Source organism: Streptomyces sp. NPDC051315 (assembly GCF_044455165.1).
GTDB lineage: Bacteria > Actinomycetota > Actinomycetes > Streptomycetales > Streptomycetaceae > Streptomyces.
The window spans coordinates 447,271-466,498 of sequence record NZ_JBITEN010000005.1 but is presented as its reverse complement, the minus strand read 5'-3'; the positions used below and the strand labels follow the sequence as shown (position 1 = coordinate 466,498).

The 19,228-nt window shown below is 71.9% G+C and carries 15 protein-coding genes; 5 read left to right on the top strand and 10 right to left on the bottom strand.

What is annotated here, in order from left to right; genetic code table 11:
- Positions 1-39: 39 nt before the first annotated feature.
- From ACIBBD_RS13375 to ACIBBD_RS13335, 9 genes are all read right to left on the bottom strand, one after another.
- On the bottom strand, positions 40-1,692 hold the full coding sequence (locus tag ACIBBD_RS13375) for a cellulase family glycosylhydrolase (RefSeq protein ID WP_399419465.1): 1,653 nt from the start codon (positions 1,690-1,692) through the stop codon (positions 40-42).
- 270 nt (positions 1,693-1,962) lie between these two features.
- Positions 1,963-3,621, bottom strand: coding sequence for a catalase (locus tag ACIBBD_RS13370; protein WP_399419464.1), 1,659 nt, complete (start codon positions 3,619-3,621; stop codon positions 1,963-1,965).
- A 111-nt stretch (positions 3,622-3,732) separates the two neighbouring features.
- Entirely contained in the window at positions 3,733-4,743 is a 1,011-nt protein-coding gene (locus ACIBBD_RS13365) for an MASE1 domain-containing protein (protein WP_399419501.1), read from the bottom strand.
- A gap of 59 nt (positions 4,744-4,802) precedes the next feature.
- Positions 4,803-5,651, bottom strand: coding sequence for a PP2C family protein-serine/threonine phosphatase (locus tag ACIBBD_RS13360; RefSeq protein ID WP_399419463.1), 849 nt, complete (start codon positions 5,649-5,651; stop codon positions 4,803-4,805).
- A gap of 41 nt (positions 5,652-5,692) precedes the next feature.
- A complete protein-coding gene (locus tag ACIBBD_RS13355) occupies positions 5,693-7,384 on the bottom strand; it encodes an MFS transporter (protein WP_399419462.1) in 1,692 nt (563 codons plus the stop codon).
- A gap of 559 nt (positions 7,385-7,943) precedes the next feature.
- A complete protein-coding gene (pgm, locus tag ACIBBD_RS13350) occupies positions 7,944-9,584 on the bottom strand; it encodes a phosphoglucomutase (alpha-D-glucose-1,6-bisphosphate-dependent) (RefSeq protein WP_399419461.1) in 1,641 nt (546 codons plus the stop codon).
- Positions 9,585-9,897: 313 nt separating this feature from the next.
- Positions 9,898-10,245, bottom strand: coding sequence for a PRC-barrel domain containing protein (locus tag ACIBBD_RS13345; protein ID WP_399419460.1), 348 nt, complete (start codon positions 10,243-10,245; stop codon positions 9,898-9,900).
- Between the two features lie 152 nt (positions 10,246-10,397).
- Complete coding sequence (locus ACIBBD_RS13340; RefSeq protein WP_399419459.1) at positions 10,398-10,715, bottom strand: hypothetical protein; 318 nt, start codon at positions 10,713-10,715, stop codon at positions 10,398-10,400.
- Between the two features lie 87 nt (positions 10,716-10,802).
- Positions 10,803-10,979 carry a hypothetical protein gene (locus ACIBBD_RS13335; protein ID WP_399419458.1) on the bottom strand — a complete coding sequence of 59 codons (177 nt, stop codon included), beginning with the start codon at positions 10,977-10,979 and terminating at the stop codon, positions 10,803-10,805.
- A gap of 182 nt (positions 10,980-11,161) precedes the next feature.
- Between ACIBBD_RS13335 and ACIBBD_RS13330 the strand changes: the two genes are divergently transcribed.
- Positions 11,162-11,935, top strand: coding sequence for a lysophospholipid acyltransferase family protein (locus ACIBBD_RS13330; RefSeq protein WP_399419457.1), 774 nt, complete (start codon positions 11,162-11,164; stop codon positions 11,933-11,935).
- A 417-nt stretch (positions 11,936-12,352) separates the two neighbouring features.
- Here ACIBBD_RS13330 and ACIBBD_RS13325 read toward each other — a convergent pair whose 3' ends face one another.
- On the bottom strand, positions 12,353-13,345 hold the full coding sequence (locus ACIBBD_RS13325; protein WP_399419500.1) for a LacI family DNA-binding transcriptional regulator: 993 nt from the start codon (positions 13,343-13,345) through the stop codon (positions 12,353-12,355).
- Positions 13,346-13,703: 358 nt separating this feature from the next.
- Here ACIBBD_RS13325 and ACIBBD_RS13320 point away from each other — a divergent pair, with 358 nt between their 5' ends.
- The 4 genes from ACIBBD_RS13320 to ACIBBD_RS13305 all read left to right on the top strand — a co-directional run bounded on the left by ACIBBD_RS13320 (position 13,704) and on the right by ACIBBD_RS13305 (position 19,125).
- Positions 13,704-14,630, top strand: coding sequence for a carbohydrate ABC transporter permease (locus ACIBBD_RS13320; RefSeq protein ID WP_399419456.1), 927 nt, complete (start codon positions 13,704-13,706; stop codon positions 14,628-14,630).
- 4 nt (positions 14,631-14,634) lie between these two features.
- A complete protein-coding gene (locus ACIBBD_RS13315) occupies positions 14,635-15,582 on the top strand; it encodes a carbohydrate ABC transporter permease (protein WP_399419455.1) in 948 nt (315 codons plus the stop codon).
- Between the two features lie 87 nt (positions 15,583-15,669).
- On the top strand, positions 15,670-17,007 hold the full coding sequence (locus ACIBBD_RS13310) for an ABC transporter substrate-binding protein (protein WP_399419454.1): 1,338 nt from the start codon (positions 15,670-15,672) through the stop codon (positions 17,005-17,007).
- A 75-nt stretch (positions 17,008-17,082) separates the two neighbouring features.
- Positions 17,083-19,125: a beta-galactosidase gene (locus ACIBBD_RS13305; RefSeq protein ID WP_399419453.1), complete on the top strand. Its 2,043-nt coding sequence runs from the start codon at positions 17,083-17,085 to the stop codon at positions 19,123-19,125.
- Positions 19,126-19,228 lie beyond the last annotated feature (103 nt).

Sequence of the window (19,228 nt, the reverse complement as noted above, 5' to 3'; positions counted from 1 at the left end):
AGGTCACGACACCCCCGCCGGCCGGTGCGAACAGGTCGGTCAGGTGGTGGTGCAGGCGGCGCCGTTGAGGGTGAACGCGCTCGGAGCGGTGTTGGTGGAGCCCTTGCTGCCGATGAAGCCGACGGTGACCGAGCCGGCGGCGGGGATGGTGGACGTGTAGGAGGCGGGGGTGACCGTGACCGTGCCGCCGCTCTGCGAGGAGGTGCCTCCCCACATGGTGGTGACGGTCTGTCCGTTGGCGAACGCGAAGGCGAGCGTCCAGCCGGTGACGGCGGCGGTTCCGGTGTTGCGCAGGACGATCTCCGCCTGGAATCCGCCGGGCCACTCCCCCACCACGCGGTAGCCGACGGAGCAGTGCGCGGCCGGAGCGGTGCCGGTGGTGACGGCGGCCGTCGCCGAGCGGGCCGAGCGGTTTCCGGCCGCGTCACGGGCGTAGACGGCGAAGGTGTACGCGGTGCCGGCGGTGAGGCCGGTCACCGTGACGCTGTTCGTCGTGGAGGCGGCGACCCTGGTCTCGGTGCCGCCGCTGACCCGGACCACGTCGTAGCCGGCCACGCCAACGTTGTCAGTGGAGGCGGCCCAGGTCAGGGTGGCGGACGTGGCGGTCACGGCGGAGGCGGACGGGGTGCCGGGGATTGTCGGGGCCTGGGTGTCGCCGGGGCCGGTGCCGCCGAAGACGGTGGCCTCCTCGGCGGTCCGGGCGATGCCGTCGGCGCCGTGGAAGACGCGCTCGCCCCAGGAGCTGAGCCGGCTGGGGTCGAAGTCGAGGGCCAGGTCGAGGATCGGGTCGGTGTTGCCGCTCCAGGACCAGGCCAGGTAGCCGAGGCGCAGCCGCTCGGCCTCGGCCATCATGGTGTCCTCGTCGGGGTCGCCCCACTGGTCGGCGGGTCCGCCGAACTCGCCGATGAGCAGCGGCAGCTTGGCGTCGACGAAGGCGGTCAGGTAGTCGGTGATCTCCTGGGCCGTGTCGAAGACGCTGTACATGTGGATCGAGAAGATCAGGTTGCCGGTGGGGTCGGCGTTGTACACGGTCCGGGCGTTGGCGCGCATGACGCCCTGCCAGTCCTGGCCCCAGTTCGGCGCGTCCACCATGATCGTGTGCTCCAGGCCGGCGTTGCGCAGCTTCTGGACCGCGGCGATCGTCGGAGCGGTCCAGCCCTCGGGGTTGGTGTTGCCCCAGGGCTCGTTGCCGATGTTGACGATGACGTAGTTCTCCTCGCCGGCCAGGACGTCCTTCAGGCCGATCCAGTAGTCGGCCGCGTGGTCGAGGGTGCCGGCCGCGGCCTCCTCGGCGTAGCCGGTGGTGTCGTGCACCTCCAGGACGCAGATGAGGCGGTTGGCCTTGCACTGGTGGATGACGTCGGCGACGTCGTCCGGGCTGTTCTTCGTCCAGCGGTGGCCGTCGGAGAGGACGACCCGGACGGTGTTGGCACCGAGCGCCTTGACGTCGGCCAGGGACTGCGTCTCATTGGGGTACCAGGTGTGGGCGTGGTTCACGCCCCGCATGATGAAGTCGTTGCCGTTGCCCTCGAGCAGCCGGCCGTTGCTGATGTGAAGACCGGTGGCCAGGGTGCGGGGCTCGGCGGCCTGAACGGCGGCCGGGGTCAGGAAGCCGAGGACCACGGCGAGACCGAGCAGGGTGGCCAGGGTGGGCAGGAACCTTTTTCGTGTCGTGCTTCGTGCTCTTCTCACTGCGACTCCAGGGAGTGAGCGCCAGAAACTCAGGCATCGGAGGAAAGAGTGGGAGCGCTCCCATAAAGCCACTGTGCCAAGTACACGTCAAGCCATTGCGCAGGACGGGGCGCACAGCACCCGAAAACGCCGTCGCGTACGCCCGGGAGGAGTCGAGCCCGCCGGACGGCCGGGGCGCACGCTCCCGGACACGCCGTCGGCCACTCCGCGCCGGTGGCGGAGCGGCCGACGGGCTCGTCGCTCAGGGGGTCACGACATGACACTCGTCGCTCAGCGGGTCACGACATGGCGTTCATCCGGGACGCAGTGGGTCATCGTGAGGCCCTCCACGTCGCGGGGCGGGTTCTTGCCGAGGTGGGCCAGGCGTTCGCGGTCCTCCTGGGTGAGGTCCTGGCTCGCCAGGGGTTCGAGGCCGGCGACGTCCTCCGGGCTGATGCCGAGGCCCTCACCGATCCTGAGGCCGAGGTCGTTCTCCACCAGGAGGAAGTGCCACACCATGCGCTCCTGCACCGGCCGGTCGCACTGGGCGAGCGCCGCGGTGAGGTTCCGGACCAGGTCGTCGCGCTCCCACTGCTCCATGAGCAGGTAACGCTGGCCCGCCTGGAGGTAGTCGTTGGTGCGGGGGATGCGCTTGCGGGTGAGGCGCCCGCGGATCTCCGGTCCCTCCTCGTCGATCGTGGGGTACTCCGCCTCGCGCAGTCCGCCGGTGATCGAGGGTTCGTAGTTGACGCTGGGGTGCTCCCCGTCGCCGTCGATGTGGTAGGTCATCTGGCCGTCGCGCTGGTTGGTGTGCACCTCCGTGTTCTTGGCCTGGTTGACGGGCAGCTGGAGGTAGTTCGGGCCGACACGGTGGCGCTGGGTGTCGCTGTACGAGAACGTCCGGCCGACCAGCATCTTGTCGTCGGAGAAGTCCAGGCCGTCGACGAGGACGCCGGTGCCGAAGGAGATCTGCTCGTTCTCGGCGAAGAAGTTCTCCGGCATGCGGTTGAGCACCATCTTCCCGACCGGTTTCGGCGGGAACTCCTGCTCGGGCCAGGTCTTGGTGTCGTCCAGGGGGTCGAAGTCCAGTTCCGGGTGGTCGTGGTCGTCCATCATCTGCACGAGGAGCTCCCACTCGGGGTGGTCGCCGCGCGCCACCGCCTCGTACAGGTCCTTGGTGGCGTGGCCGAGGGACTCGGCCTGGACGTTCGCCGCGTCCTCCTCGGTCATGCTGCGCACGCCGGCCTTGGGCATCCAGTGGTACTTGACCAGCACCGTGCGGCCCTCTTGGTCCGTCCACTTGTACGTGTTGACGCCGAAGCCCTGCATGTGCCGGTAGTCGGCGGGGATGCCGCGCGGGCTGAACAGGTTGACGAGCATGTGCATGGCCTCGGGGGTCTGCGACATGAAGTCGAAGATGCGGCGCGGCTGCTGCTCGAAGGTGACCGGGTCGGGCTTCAGGGCGTGGATGACGTCCGGGAACTTGATCGCGTCCCGGATGAAGAAGACGCCCAGGTTGTTGCCGACCAGGTCCCAGTTGCCGTCCTCGGTGTAGAACTTCACGGCGAAGCCGCGCGGGTCGCGGGCGGCCTCGGAGGAGTCGCGTCCGCCGATGACGGTGGAGAAGCGGACGGCCAGATCCGTGCGCTTGCCCCGCTCCTGGAAGAGCTTGGCGCGGGTGTAACGGCTGATCGGCTCGTCGCCCCAGGCCCCGTACGCCTCGAAGTACCCGTACGCCGTGACGCCGCGGGCGTGCACGACGCGCTCGGGGATGCGCTCGCGGTCGAAGTGGCTGATCTTCTCCAGGAACTGGTAGTTCTCCAGCGTGGCCGGACCGCGGGCGCCGACGGTGCGCTGGTTCTGGTTGTCGTAGACGGAGTGGCCCTGCCGATTGGTGAGCACCTTCCGGTCGTCTCCGGAGGCGGACCCCTTGCTCGATACGTCCGTCATGTCCTTGGGCTCCTTGGGCTCGTCCCCCACGCTTGCGAGGGGGCGCGGCTGCCGGGCAACCGTCGCCGGGCGGCTGAGGGACTCCCCGGGTACCCGGGGCGCCGCCCTCACTCACACCTGGCCGGTGCCCCCCTGTGGTGGCGTGCCGCCGGTGTCCTTCGGGGGCCGTCCGAGGGGGGTGTCCCCGGCGGTGAGGTGCTCCAGCACCTCGACCAGTTCCTGGCAGGCGCGTTCCACCGAGCGTCTGGTGTTGCGCTGCTCGGTGATGACGGCCGAGAGCAGCAGCGCGGTGAGGGCCATCGTTCCGTTGAAGGCCTGGAGCTTGATCATGACCTCGACGCGGGTCAGCTCGGCGAAGGGGCCCACCTCGTCGGTGGCCGCGACGGTGGCCATGACCGACGCGAGCAGGGCGCACAGGATGCTGCCCGCGAGCTGGAAGCGCAGGGCCCCCCAGATCAGCAGGGGGTAGACGAGGAAGAGCAGGCTGATGTGACTGTGGGTGGCCAACGGGACGAGGGCGAGCGTGATGAGGGCCAGGCCCGTGGCCTCCTTCCAGCGGGTCAGGGGCGGCGGGCTGCGGAGGGTGTACAGGAGCAGCAGGACGGGGCTGACGAGCAGGACGCCCATCGCGTCGCCGACCCACCAGGCCAGCCAGACGGGCCAGAAGCTGTCCGTGGCCAGTCTGTCGGTGACGACGAGGAGGCCGACGCCGACGGTGGAGCTGATCAGCATGGCGGTCAGGGCCCCCAGGAACACCAGGGCGGCACCGTCCCGCAGACGGGCGAGATCCGTGCGGAACCCCACCCTGCGCAGCATGAGGTAGGCGCAGACGGGTGCGGCCGTGTTGCCCATGACGGTGACGAGCGTGAGAGGCCGCAGTGAAGTCAGCGACATGATGACGAGGAGCGCCCCGAGGGCGATGCCCGCCCACATCCGGAGCCCGAAGAGCAGCAGGCAGGCCAGGGCGACGCCCGAGGGCGGCCAGATGGGGGTGAAGACGGCTCCCTCGACGACGAGCTGCCGCAGCAGGCCGAGCCGCCCGGCCGCGTAGTAACAGGCGGCGACGGCCACCGTCTCGGCGGCGAGGACGGCCGGCCGGCGCAGATCGCTGGTACCCACCACAGCAGCCATCAGACACCGGCCCGGCACCGTCGGCGAGGTGAGGGGCGTCCTGTCCGGCCCTATGGCTGAACCGGGCGCCCGTGCTCCTTCCGGACGCCGTCGTGCCCCAGAACGAGGACGGCCGCGTCGTCCTCGTGTCCCACGCGTTCGGCACCCTTGATCACGGCGGCGGCGAGCGAGTCGGCTTCCAGTCCCGCGACGGCGGCGATGCCCGCGAGCCGGACCACCTGGTCGAGGCCTTCCTCGACATTCATGGACGGCCCCTCCACGACGCCGTCGGTGAGCAGGACGAAGACACCGCCCTGGGTGAGCCGGTAGCGGGTGACGGGGTACTCCGTGCCCTCCAGGACGCCGAGGGGCGGTCCGCCCTCGTCCTCGGCGACGCCGGACTTGCCGTCGGCGGTGGCCCAGACGCAGGGGATGTGGCCGGCCCGGGCGCTCTCCAGGACGCCGGAGGCCGGGTCGAGGCGCATGAAGGTGCAGGTGGCGAAGAGATCGCTGCCGAGGGACAGCAGCAGGTCGTTGGTGCGGGCGAGGAGTTCACCCGGCTCGCCGGTGACGGAGGCCAGGGCGCGCAGTCCGACGCGGACCTGGCCCATGAAGGCGGTCGCCTCGATGTTGTGGCCCTGGACGTCGCCGATGGACAGGCCGATGCGGCCGTCGGGCAGGGTGAAGGCGTCGTACCAGTCGCCGCCCACGTTGAGGCCGTAGCAGGCGGGCGCGTACTGGACGGCGAGGCGGAAGCCGCGGGCGGTGGGGAGGTCCCTCGGGAGCATCCCGCGCTGGAGGGCGATGGCCAGCTCGACGCGGGAGCGTTGCAGCTCCGCGCGTTCGCGCGCCTGGGCGGTGAGCGATCCGAGTCTGGCCAGCAGTTCGTCGCCGTCGTCCGTGGGGCGCTTGCGGGACATGGGTCACTCCGGAGAGACCGGTAGCCCCTTCGGGGCGAAAGTCACATATCGCGTTCAGAGGATGATACCGACCCGGGTGCGGGGTCTGACAGCGCGGGCGAACCGGGCCGCTCCGGGACCACGCACCCGGACGTGGTGTCGAAGGCGTGGGTCACCTCCGGCTCGGTGCCCGGTACGAGCAGTGCGCGGGACCGCTCCTCGTGGCGGTGGTCGCCGACCGTGAGGCGGGTGTGGTGCTGGGCGAGGTGCTCCTCCCAGGAGGCCACGAGATAGTGCTCCCGGAAGCGTTCGAGGTCGTCGCCGTCCTGGTAGAGACCCCAGGTGAGGGCACCGGTGCGGCGCCGGGAGCGGGCCACGTGGGCCATACGGGCGGTGAACCGCGCGCGGTGGGCGGGCGGGACGCGGTAGGTGACGGACACCAGGACGGGCCCGTCGGCGGGTCCCGGTTCGAACACCAGAGGCGGCAGCGGCCAGTGGCTGGACGGGGACGGATCGACGCCCTGGACGTCGTGCAGCGGCCATCGGCGTACGGTGACCGCGCCGAGCAGCATCAGGGATCCGGCCGTCAGGCAGGCGGTGGCCGGGCCCAGCCGGTCGGCCAGGGCGCCCCACAGCGGGGCCGCGCAGGCCTGACCGCCCTGGAAGACCAGCAGGTAGACCGCGAGTCCGCGGGCCCTGACCCAGCCGGGGAGCCGGGTCTGCACCGCCGCGTTGAGGGTGGACAGTACTCCGATCCAGGCGAGACCGGCGGGCAGCAGCGCGGCCGCCACCCCGTACGGCGACCGGGTGACGGCCGGCACGGCCAGGACGGCCGCGAAGATCAGCGAGCCGGCGACGAGGGTGCCGTTGGCGCCGAGACGGCGGCGGATCCGGGGCAGGACGAAGGCACCGGCCACCGCGCCCGCGCCGACCGCGCCCAGGAGCAGGCCGTAGCCGCCGGAACCGAGATCGAGCGTGCGGCTCGCCGTCACCGGGAGCAGGGACCACAGGGCGGCGTCGCCGGGCACGAACAGCGCCGTGCGCAGCAGGACGCGGCGCACCCCCGGCGCGTTCCACACGTAGCGGCGGCCCGCGTGCAGGGCGGGCAGGAGCCTCTCGCGGCCGCCCGGGCCGGAGGCCTCGGCGGGCCGGTGCCACCGCAGGAGGACGGCCGCGGTGCCGAGGTAGGACACGGCGTTGAACGCGAAGACCCAGCCGGCGCCGGCCGCCGCGACCACCGCTCCGCCGATCGCGGGGCCGACGGCGCGGGCGAGGTTCATGTTCACCGCACCGAGCGCGGCGGCCTGGCCGAGCCGCTCGCGGTCCACCAGCTCGGGCTGGATCGCCTGCCAGGCGGGGCCCATCAGGGCGGTACCGCGCCCGAGGAGGAACGTGAGGGACGGCAGCGCCGCCGGGGTGAGGGCGTCGGCGAAGGCCAGCGCGGTCAGCGCGCCGGAGACCGCCACCATGGCGAACTGGGCGGTGAGCAGGACCCACCGCCGGTCGAAGCGGTCGGCGATCACACCGGAGGGCAGGGCCAGCAGCACGACGGGAAGGCTGGAGGCCGTCTGCACCAGCGTCACCAGCGCCGCGTCGTCGCCGACCAGCAGCCACTGCGCTCCCACGGTCTGCATCCAGCCGCCCACGTTGGACACGAGCTGGGCCAGCCACAGGGCACGGAAGAGCCGTGCCGCGAGCGGCGCCCAGGGCGAGTCGGCCCTGGACGCCTTCGACGAGGAGGGTGCGCTGCTCATGCCGGTCCCGGAGTGCCGCGGAGACGAAGGTGACTCCGGGTGACCGTAGGGCCCGTCCGGCAGCCCGGCCTGCCCGGCAGCGCACGACTGCGGGTCCGGGGGCGCACGGCCGGGGGCGGGTGACGGACGGCTGGGGGTCGGGGGCTGCGGGGCTGCGGGGCTGCGGTGAACGGCTGGGGAGGGGCAGCACCGCGCGGTGGCGGGCGGGAGACGCACGGCTACGGAGCCGGTGGCAGGGCCAGGGGCGGCGCCGCGTGGCTGTGGGGCCCGGTGACGGACGGCTGGGCGTCGGGTGCCGCACGGCTGGGGCGGGTGGCACACGGCCGGCAGCCAGGAACCGCACGACGACAGTTCCGGTGACACACGGCCGACCACCAGGAGTGGCACGTCCGCGGTCCCGAGCCCGCCCCGACCGCCCGCTGCCCCGGGCGGGGGCGCAGGGGCGCGCTGCGGCCGGGGCGGGAGGAGCGGTGCGTGGGGCGGGGCCGGGCGGGGCGGGGGCGCGTTCCGGTTCTCCGTCGTCCGGGCCGCCGCCCCGCTCCGCCCGCGTGCCGTGCGCTCAGCCGCCGAGGGCCGCCATGACCACGTCCTTGGCCTCCTCCTGGACCTGGCGGAGGTGGTCGGGGCCCTGGAAGGACTCGGCGTAGATCTTGTAGACGTCCTCGGTGCCCGAGGGGCGGGCGGCGAACCAGGCGTTGGCGGTGGTCACCTTGATGCCGCCGATGGCCGCGCCGTTGCCCGGGGCCTCCGTGAGCACGCCGGTGACCGCCTCCCCGGCGAGGGTGTCCGCGGTGACCTGGGCGGGCGAGAGCTTGGCGAGCAGCGCCTTCTCCTCGCGGGTCGCCGGGGCGTCGATGCGGGCGTAGGCGGGCTCGCCGAAGCGGGCCGTCAGGGCCGTGTAGTGCTCCGACGGGGTCCGGTCGGTGACCGCGGTGATCTCGGAGGCGAGCAGCGCCAGGATGATGCCGTCCTTGTCGGTGGTCCACACCGAACCGTCACGGCGCAGGAAGGACGCGCCGGCCGACTCCTCGCCGCCGAAGCCGAGCGAGCCGTCGACCAGGCCGTCCACGAACCACTTGAAGCCGACGGGCACCTCGACGAGCCGCCGGCCGAGGTCGGCGGCGACGCGGTCGATCATGGAGGACGACACGAGCGTCTTGCCGATGCCCGTGCCCTCGGGCCACTGCTCGCGGTGGGCGTACAGGTAGGCGATGGCGGCGGCCAGGTAGTGGTTGGGGTTCATCAGACCCGCGTCCGGCGTGACGATGCCGTGCCGGTCGGCGTCGGCGTCGTTGCCCGTGGCGATCCGGAACCGGTCCCGCTGGCCGATGAGGGAGGCCATCGCGTACGGCGACGAGCAGTCCATGCGGATCTTGCCGTCCCAGTCCAGCGTCATGAACCGCCAGGTGGGGTCCGTGAGCGGATTGACCACGGTCAGGTCGAGCCGGTGCTGTTCTGCGATACGGCCCCAGTACGCGACGGAGGCGCCGCCGAGCGGGTCCGCGCCGATGCGGACGCCGGCGGCCCGGATCGCGTCGAGGTCCAGGACGTTCGGCAGGTCGGCGACATAGGTGCCGAGGAAGTCGTAGCGGCCCGTGCCGGGAGCGGCGAGCGCCTGGGTGTGGGGCACGCGGCGTACGTCCTTGAGGCCGGCGGCGATGATCTCGTTGGCCCGGTCCTGGATCCAGGAGGTGGCGTCGGAGCCGGCGGGGCCGCCGCTGGGCGGGTTGTACTTGAAGCCGCCGTCGCCGGGCGGGTTGTGGGACGGGGTGACGACGACACCGTCGGCGAGGCCGGCGGTCCGGCCGCGGTTGTGGGTGAGGATGGCGTGCGAGACGGCCGGGGTGGGCGTGTAGCCGTCGGCGCTGTCGATGAGCACGGTGACGTCGTTGGCGGCGAACACCTCCAGGGCCGTGACCCGGGCGGGCTCGGACAGGGCGTGGGTGTCGGCGCCGAGGAAGAGCGGGCCGTCGGTGCCCTGGGCGGTGCGGTACTCGCAGATGGCCTGGCTGGTGGCGGCGATGTGGTCCTCGTTGAACGCCGTGTTCAGGGACGATCCCCGGTGTCCCGACGTGCCGAACGCCACCCGCTGTGCCGGGTCGGCCGGGTCGGGGTGCAGCGCGTAGTACGCGGTGACCAGCCGGGCGACGTCGACGAGGTCCTCGGGGCCGGCCGGCCGGCCCGCTCGTTCGTGCTGCATGGTCCGTTCCTCCGCATGGGTTGATCCGTCGCTCGACGTCTCATCTTTCCTCGTCACGACGCCGGTACGCGAGGGCGGGTCCGTCCGTGGTGACCGGTTCGGACCGTGCCGCGGACCACTGCCCGGGTCGGCGCCCCGGACGGCCCGACGCGGTGTCAGGAAGGCGGCGGGTCCGCCCGGCCGGCGCCGGCGGGACGTCGTGCGGGCTCGTCGAGTCCCTTGTCAGGCTCACCTGCCCCTGCCCGGACCGGCCTGGACGCTCGGACGCTCTCCTTCCACGGACTCCCCGGCCGACCCGGCGGGACACCGTGACTCAGTGGCCGGAGCCGTGCCGGCCGCCCAGTTGGTCGCGGTGGGCCGGGTCGCCGAGGTACCTGTCCACGTCGAAGGCCGGGGCCGACCTGATCTCGCTCTTGGTGCGGGACAGCCGGACGGTCCTGTCCTCGTGCCGGACGCCGACGACCACGTCCGACCCGAGGACCACGTCCCTGCCGAAGAGCCTGCTTCCCGTGCGCACCACGAGGAAGTTCCGGCCGAGGTCCCGGGAGTACTTGCTGACCTTCCCCGCGGGCCCGTCCAGGGCGATCACCTGGTAGCCCGTCAGGTCGTCGTCCGGTGTGTGCCCGGCCGTGGGCACGTGGCTGTCGCTGAATTCACTCACGGTGTTCTCCCTGCTGTGCTCTTGCTGTGTGTCCGCCGACGGCCCGCCGCGGACCTGCCGGAGGCGTGCCGCGGACCTGCCGGAGATGCGCAGGGCCCGCACCGCGGGTCGGGGCGACCACGACACGCGGTGCGGGCCCTGCGCGCGCCGGGTCAGATCTCGGAGTCGATGCCCGTGACCACCGCGGGTCCGAGGGGCGCGCTGGTGTCGTCGAGGCCCGCCTCCCGCAGGGCGGAGTCGGCGAGCCGCCGGGCGGCCTCCTCGGCATGCGGCGCGCTGTCCGCCTCGATGGTGAGGCGGATGGTGAACGTGTCGTCCTCGTTCACGGTGAGCGCGTCGAGATCCTCGGTGTTCCCCATCCGGGTGTGGTGCGGATCGGCCGGACGCAGGGTGCGGCTCAGCAGCGCCCGCGCGTCCTCCTCGATACCGGAGGTGAAGGTACCGGGCACGGTGATCACGTAGGTCGTCATGGAGATCCCTTCCTCGGCTGTCGTCCCCGCCTACCCGCGATCCGCGATGTCCTTCCGGCGGGGGACGGTGAACCTCGTGCCGTCGCCTCAGCCTCTGCGGCCGCGTGCCGACCAGCCGGCGCCGACGCCGGCGACGTGAAGGGCCAAAAGGGTGAGGCCGAGGAGCATGACGTTGGTGGAGGTGAAGGTGTCGTTGGTCGAGATCTCCGCCGCGTTGATCAGGAAAGCGATGAAGAATGCCACAGCCGCGATGATGGCCAGCACGATGTCCGTCCCTTCGGGTGTCGGTACGCTCGTTCGTTCTCCTCCGGATGCCCCCGACCGGGCCGTGAACACGGCGGAACACCCAGGACGTCGCCGGGGCGGCCTGAGTAGCCGTACTCAGGCGCGGCGGTCGTGCCGCCGCGAGACTGTGGAACACATCGCCCCTACGGAAAGGCCTCTTTGTGCTCAGCCGTGCCGCCGCCGCCCTGACGCCCCTCTTCGGACGCCTCACCGTGACCAGCGAGCTGCGGATGCGCCTGCCCGCGGGCACCATCTTCGTGGCCAACCACGACTCCCTGGCCGACCCCGCCGTCGTCCTGGCCGCGCTGCGGGGGCTGGGCGTGGAGCCGGCGATCATGGCGACCGCGGGCCTGTGGCGGGTCCCGCTGCTGGGGCGCGCGCTGGCGCGTGAGGGGCACATCCCCGTCCACCGCCGGTCGGCGCGCGCCGCGCACGCGCTCGACGCCGCCGCCGAGGCGCTCGCCGGCGGCCGGCACGTCCTGCTCTACGGGGAGGGCGGGCTGCCGGACCGCCTGGACGCGGCCCCCGGTCCGCCCGAGGCGTTCCGTACCGGACTCGCGCGCCTCGCGCACGTCTCCGGCGCGCTGGTGGTGCCGGTGGGGCACGTCGGCGCCCGGCGCATCTCCTCCGGTTCCGCACCGAAGCAACTGGCGGGCGCCGTCACCGCGCCCCTGCGCCGTCCCCGCTGCCACGTCCACGTCGGCGCCCCGCTGCGGCTGCCGACGGAGGTGGGCACCGGTACGGCGGCCGCCCGGCGTGCCGTCGCGGCGGCCTGGCGCACGGCGGTACGGGCGGTGGGCGAACGAGCGGTGGACGAACGAGGTGGGTGCGAACAGCATGCGTGCGAAGGGGCTTTGGGCCCACGGGGTACGGTCCACCGGGGTGTGGGCGAACAGGCCATGGGCGAGCGCTACGCGGAACAGCGCAGGGCGTGACCGCGCGAGGGCGCCGCAGCTTACCCCGGCGTCACCGTCCAGGGCCGCCTCAGCCCGGCTCGGCAGAGCCGCCCGAGGGCACCGTGACCGCCCGGCACAACCGCCCGAGGGCACCGTGACCGCCCGGCACAACCGTCCAGGGGTGCCATGACCCGGCCCGGCCGTAACCACCCGAAGGCACCACAACCCAGCCCGGTCACAACCACCCGAGGACACCACACCCCGGCCCGGTCGCAACCGTCCGGGGACGCCGCGACCCGGCCCGTACGACGACAGCGCACCGCGTCGGCGGCGGCGTGCGGCCTGCGGCCCGGCGCCAGCGACGTCACCCGCGCCGCGCCGCCCCAACACCGTCACCCGCACCGGCTCAGCACCCGGTGGAACCCACGCCCCCGCCCTCCCGCCTCGCCCCCTGTCTCAGTCCCCCCGAGGCGGCGGTGCCGTGCTCTGCCGCAGGACCAGCCGCGTCGGCACGAGCGTCGTGCCGTGTTCGGGGCCCTCGTGGCGCATCTTGCGCAGGACGGCCTGGACGCAGAGGCGGCCCACCTCGGCGAAGTCCTGGTGGAGGGTGGTCAGGGGCGGCAGGAAGGAGCTCGCCTCGGGGATGTCGTCGAAGCCGATGACGCTGACGTCCTCGGGGACGCGCCGGCCGCCTTCGTGCAGGGCGCGCAGCAGGCCCAGGGCCATCTGGTCGTTGGCGGCGAAGACGGCCGTGCAGTCCTCGCGGGCCACGAGGTCGAGGCCGGCGTGGTAGCCGGACTCCGCCGACCAGTCGCCGCGGACGAGGGGCGGTGGGGTGCGGCCGGCCTCGACGAGGGCCTCGCGCCAGGCGTCCGCGCGCCGCTGGGCGGCGAACGAGTCCTCCGGACCGCCCAGGTGCCAGACGGTGCGGTGGCCGAGGTCGAGCAGGTGCTGGACGGCGGTGCGGGTGCCGCCGGCCTGGTCGGTGTCGACGACCGTGTAGTGGCTGCCGGCGTCGGAGTCGACGACCACGACCTGGACGTGCGGCGGGAGGGTGACGATCGCCGCGTCCAGCAGGTGCACCTCCATGATGACGATCACCGCGTCGACGGCGAGCTCCTCCAGCCGGGAGAACGCGCCGCGCACCTCGTCCTGGGTGGGGACGGCGACCGGCAGCAGCGTCACGGCGTACCCCTCGGCGGCGGCGGAGGTGGCGATCGCCTCCAGGGTGCGCACGTTGCCGGTGGTGGACAGCGTGAAGGTGATGACGCCGATGGTGCGGAACTCACCCCTCTTGAGCGCCCGCGCCGCGCTGTTGGGGCGGTAGCCCAGCTCCTTCATGGCCGCGAGCACCTGCTGCCGGGTCTCCTCGTTCACCCCGGCATACCCGTTGGACACGCGGGACACCGTCTGCGACGAGACGCCCGCCAGGCGGGCCACGTCCGCCATGGAGGCGGTGGCGCGGCCGCGGGCGCGGCTGCGGGTGCGGGTGCGCGTGGGGGCGCCGCCGGGCTCCGCAGGGCCCCCGGCCGGTGCGCCGACCGTCCCGGCTCCCTGCGCCGGGGCTCTTTCAGCCATCTCCACCCGTCGCTCCACCTCTCCGTCGTCGCGGGTTCCACCGTTGCCCCAGGGGACCCTTGACCGTGGTCATCGGGGCAGTGTAGACATGCCGCCATCAGATGTTTACGTAAACATAACAGCCCATCGGGTTCTTGCGGTGACGGATGTTTACGCAAACATCGTGGCGGTGCGGCCTGTCCCTCGGTGCGGCACCGCCGGTTCCAGGACTGGACGAGCGAGGAACGACATGACGACGCTGCAACCGCCGGCGGCCGCCGAGCCGCGGCCGGCACCTCCTCCGGCGAGACGGGACCGCCGCTCCTGGACGGGGTGGGGTTTCATCGGTCCCTTCGTGGCCGTGTTCGCCCTGGTCTTCCTGGCCCCGATCGCGTATTCGATCTATCTCAGCCTCTTCCGGGACCAGCTCATCGGCGGCACCACCTTCGTCGGCCTGGACAACTACACACAGGCGCTGAAGGACGACCAATTCTGGGCCTCCCTGGGCCGGGTCTCCCTCTTCCTGGCCGTCCAGGTCCCCATCATGCTGGGCATCGCCCTGCTGGTGGCCCTGGCCCTGGACAGCGGGCGGCTCTACGGCAAGAGCTTCTTCCGGATCACGATCTTCCTGCCGTACGCGGTGCCCGCCGTGGTCGCCACCCTGATGTGGGGCTTCATGTACGGCACGAAGTACGGACTGGTCGGCGACATCAACCAGGCCTTCGACGTCACCCTGCCCGACCCGCTCTCGCCCGACCTGGTGCTGGCGTCGATCGGCAACATCGTCACCTGGGAGTTCGTCGGCTACAACATGCTGATCTTCTACTCGGCGCTGCGCGTCATCCCGAACTCGCTCTACGAGGCGGCGGAGATCGACGGCGCCGGGCAGTTCCGGGTCATCACCGCGATCAAGCTGCCCGCGATCCGGGGTGCCCTCGTCATCGCGACGATCTTCTCCATCATCGGCAGCTTCCAGCTGTTCAACGAGCCGAACATCCTGCGGCCGTTGGCACGCAACGCCATCACGACGGACTACACCCCGAACTACTACACGTACTCGCTGTCCTTCAACGGCCAGCAGCACAACTACTCCGCCACGGTGGCCATCATCATGGGCGTGATCACCATGGTGATCGCCTACATCGTGCAGCTGCGCGGCATGCGCAAGGGAGCGTGACCCGATGAGCAGCCCTCTCACCACCGCCTCCCCCGCCGCGCCGGCCAGGACCTCGGGTGCCGGCAAGAGCGCGCCGCGTCTGCGCAGCCCGCGCAGGCACACCGCCGGGCAGCCCCGGCGCAGCCTGCTGCTGACGGTGCTGACCTCGCTGGTCGTCCTCTACACCGTGGTGCCGCTGATCTGGCTGGCCATCAACGCCACCAAGACGCAGGCGGGCCTGGCCGATTCGTCGGGACTGTGGTTCAGCGACGACTTCGCCCTGTGGGACAACATCCGCGACACGTTCACGTACGACGACGGCGTGTTCACGCGCTGGCTCCTCAACACCCTGATGTACGTGGTGCTCGGCGCCGGCGGTGCCACCTTCCTGGCGATCCTGGGCGGTTACGCGCTGGCGAAGTTCGACTTCCCCGGCAAGCGCGGCATCTTCGCCGTGGTCATCGGGGCCGTCGCCGTACCGGGCACGGCCCTCGCGGTGCCCACCTTCCTGATGTTCAGCAAGATGGGCCTGACCGACACCCCGTGGGCGGTGATCATCCCGTCGCTGGTCTCGCCGTTCGGCCTGTACCTGATGTGGGTGTTCGCCGCCGAGGCGATCCCCACCGAGCTGCTGGAAGCCGCCCGGATCGACGGGGCCGGCGAGGCGCGCACCTTCTTCACGGTCGCCCTGCCGCTGCTCGCCCCCGGCATCGTCACCGTGCTGCTGTTCACCACGGTCGCGACCTGGAACAACTACTTCCTGCCGCTGATCATGCTCAAGGACTCGGACTGGTACCCCCTGACCCTGGGCCTGAGCGTCTGGAACTCCCAGGCCGAGACGATCGGCGGTGACGTGATCTTCAACCTGGTGATCACCGGTTCGCTGCTCACCATCCTGCCGCTGATCGCCGCGTTCCTGCTGCTGCAGAAGTACTGGCAGTCCGGACTCGCCGCCGGAAGCGTCAAGGAGTGACACCGCGCCCGGCGCCCCTCACCTGAGCCCCACATCGCGCACCCCCACCCTCACCTGTCCCACCCACGAAGAAGTGGAAGCACCTCCATGCGCAGAAAGACCAGCCGCCTGCTGCGCGGCATCGCCCTCCTCTCCGCTCTCGCCCTGGGCTCCACCGCCTGCGGTGGCTCCGACGACGGCTCCGACCAGAAGGCGGTCTCCGCCTCGGACATCCAGGCGGCCCTGAAGAAGGGCGGCACGGTCACGGTCTGGGCCTGGGAGCCGACACTCAAGACGGTCGCCGCCGACTTCGAGAAGAAGTACCCCAAGGTCAAGATCAACCTGGTCAGCGAGCGGTCCGGCGACAAGCACTACACCGCCCTGTCGAACGCCATATCGGCCGAGAAGGGCGTGCCCGACGTGGCCCAGGTCGAGTACTTCGCGCTGAGCCAGTACGCGCTCACCAAGGGCCTCACCGACCTGGCCCCCTTCGGCGCCGGCAAGCTCGCCTCCCGGTACACCCCGGGCCCGTGGAACGCCGTCAGCGAGGGCGAGGCCGTCTACGGCCTGCCGATGGACTCCGGCCCGATGGCGCTGTTCTACAACAAGACGGTCTTCGACAAGTACAAGATCGCCGTCCCGACCACCTGGGACGAGTACGTCGACGCGGCCCGCAAGCTGCACAAGGCCGACCCCAAGGTCTACATCGCCAACGACGCCGGCGACGCCGGTTTCACCACCAGCATGCTGTGGCAGGCCGGGTCGCGCCCCTACAAGGTCGACGGCACCAAGGTGAAGGTCGACTTCTCCGACGCGGGCGCCAAGAAGTACACCGACACCTGGCAGAAGCTGATCGACGAGAAGCTCCTCGCGCCCATCAACGGCTGGACCGACGACTGGTACAAGGGGCTGGGCGACGGCACCATCGCCACCCTGGCCAGCGGCGCCTGGATGCCCGCCAACTTCGTCACCGGCGTGCCGAACGCGGCCGGCGACTGGCGCGCGGCCCCGATGCCGGCCTGGACCAAGGGCGACAAGGCGAGCGCGGAGAACGGCGGCAGCTCCCTGACGCTGCCCACGCTGGGAAAGAACAAGGAACTGGCCTACGCCTTCGCCGAGTACGCGAACGCCGGTGACGGCGTGCAGACCCGGGTCAAGCAGGGCGCCTTCCCCGCGACCACCGCGGAGCTGCAGTCCACCGAGTTCCAGACCACCAAGTTCGACTACTTCGGCGGCCAGGAGGCGAACAAGATCTTCGCCGAGTCGGCCGCGAACGTCGCCAGCGACTGGTCGTACCTGCCCTTCCAGCAGTACGCCAACTCGATCTTCAACGACACGGTCGGCAAGGCCTACGTCTCCGGCACCAAGCTGGCGGACGGTCTGAAGGCCTGGCAGGACGCCTCGGTCAAGTACGGCGAGGAGCAGGGCTTCACCGTCGAGAAGTAGTCGGCAGGCAGGAAACGAAGGGCGGCGCGGCGCTGGGTCGCGCCGCCCCCGTGCACCACACCCGGAAGGACCGCCATGATCTCCACCCTCCACTCCCGCCGCCGCGGGACGGACGGTGACCCCGCCCCGCGTCTGGCCTACGGCGCCGACTACAACCCCGAGCAGTGGCCCCGGGACGTGTGGGAGGAGGACGTCCGGCTGATGCGGGAGGCCGGCGTCACCGTCGTGTCCGTCGGGATCTTCTCCTGGGCGCGCATCCAGCCCGGCCCCGACACCTGGGACTTCGGCTGGCTCGACGAGGTCATGGACCTGCTGCACGCGGGCGGCATCGGGGTCGACCTGGCCACCGCGACCGCCTCCCCGCCGCCCTGGCTCACCACCGCCCACCCGGAGATCCTGCCGGTGACGGCGAACGGCGAGACGGTGTGGCCGGGCGCGCGACAGCACTGGCGGCCCACCTCCCCCGTCTTCCGCGACCACGCCCTGCGCCTGGTCCGGGAGATCGCGACCCGCTACCGGGACCATCCGGCGCTGGTGGCCTGGCACGTCTCCAACGAGCTGGGCTGCCACAACATCTACGACTACTCCGACGACGCGGCCCGCGCCTTCCGCGTCTGGCTGCGCGCCCGATACGGCTCGCTCGACGCCCTCAACCACGCCTGGGGGACGGCGTTCTGGTCGCAGCGCTACAGCGACTGGGAGCAGATCCTGCCGCCGCGGCTCACCGCCTCGCACCCCAACCCGACGCAGCAGCTGGACTTCAAGCGCTTCTCCTCGGACGCGCTGAAGGACCATCTGCGCGCGGAGCGGGACATCCTGCGGGAGATCACCCCCGACGTGCCGGTCACCACCAACTTCATGGTGATGGGCGGCACCAAGGGCATGAACTACCCGGACTGGGCGGGCGAGATCGACTTCGTCTCCAACGACCACTACGTCCACCCCGGTCCGCAGGACCGCGACGAGCTGTCCTTCTCGGCGAACCTCGTCAGCGGCATCGCGGGCGGGCGGCCGTGGTTCCTGATGGAGCACTCCACCAGCGCCGTCAACTGGCAGCCCGTCAACGTGGCCAAGCGCCCCGGCGACCTGGCCCGCGACGCGCTGCTGCACGTGGCGCACGGCGCGGACGCGGTCTGCTTCTTCCAGTGGCGGCAGTCGGCGGCCGGCGCCGAGAAGTACCACTCGGCGATGGTCCCGCACGCCGGCGCCGACAGCGACGTCTTCCGCGCGGTGACCGGCCTCGGCGCCACCCTGAAGGCGCTCGCGCCGGTCGCCGGGTCCGAACGGGAACCCGCCCGGGTCGGCATCCTCTACGACTGGGAGTCGTGGTGGGCGAGCGAGCAGGACTCCCACCCCACCTCCCTGCTGGACTACCGCCAGGAGGCGCTCGACTGGTACTCGGCGCTGCTGGCCCTCGGCGTCCGCGCCGACCTCGTCACCACCCGCGCCGACCTCGCCCGCTACGGCCTGCTGATCGCCCCGGTCCTGCACGTCGTCCCGGCCGGGCTCGCCAAGGAGCTGACACGCTACGCCGAGCAGGGCGGCCACCTCGTCACCACGTACTTCTCCGGAGTCGTCGACGAGAACGACCACGTCTGGCTCGGCGGCTACCCGGGGGCCCTGCGCGAGCTGCTCGGCATCCGGGTCGAGGAGTTCGGGCCGCTCCTGGCCGGGGAGAGCGTGGAACTGGACGACGCGACCACGGGCACCCTGTGGACCGACCAGGTCACCGTGACCGACGCCGGCACACAGGTTCTGGCCCGCTACCGGACGGGAACGCACGCCGGCCGCCCGGCCGTCACCCGGCGCGCCACGGGCGGCGGTTCGGCCTCCTACGTCTCCACGCGTCTCGGCGTCGACGGGCTGGTCGCCCTGCTGCCGCGGCTGCTGGAGCCGGCCGGCGTGACCAGCGAACTCCCGGCCGGCCTGCGCGGACGGGTCGAGCTGACCGTCCGGCGCGGTGCGAGCGACCGTTTCCTGTTCGTCGTCAACCGGACCGACGACACCGTGCCGGTGACCGGCCTGGACGGCGAGGTCCTGCACGGCGGCACCGAGGCCGACGGCGCCCTGGTCCTCGGGCCGAGGGAGGTCGCCGTGCTGCGCCGGCCGGCCGGCTGACCTCCGGCCGTACCCGCACCCGCACCCGCACCACCCACCTCCGACTCCTCGGCACGGCACGCACCCGTGTCGGGGGCCATCCCCTTCCGCCCCGCCGGCGGGA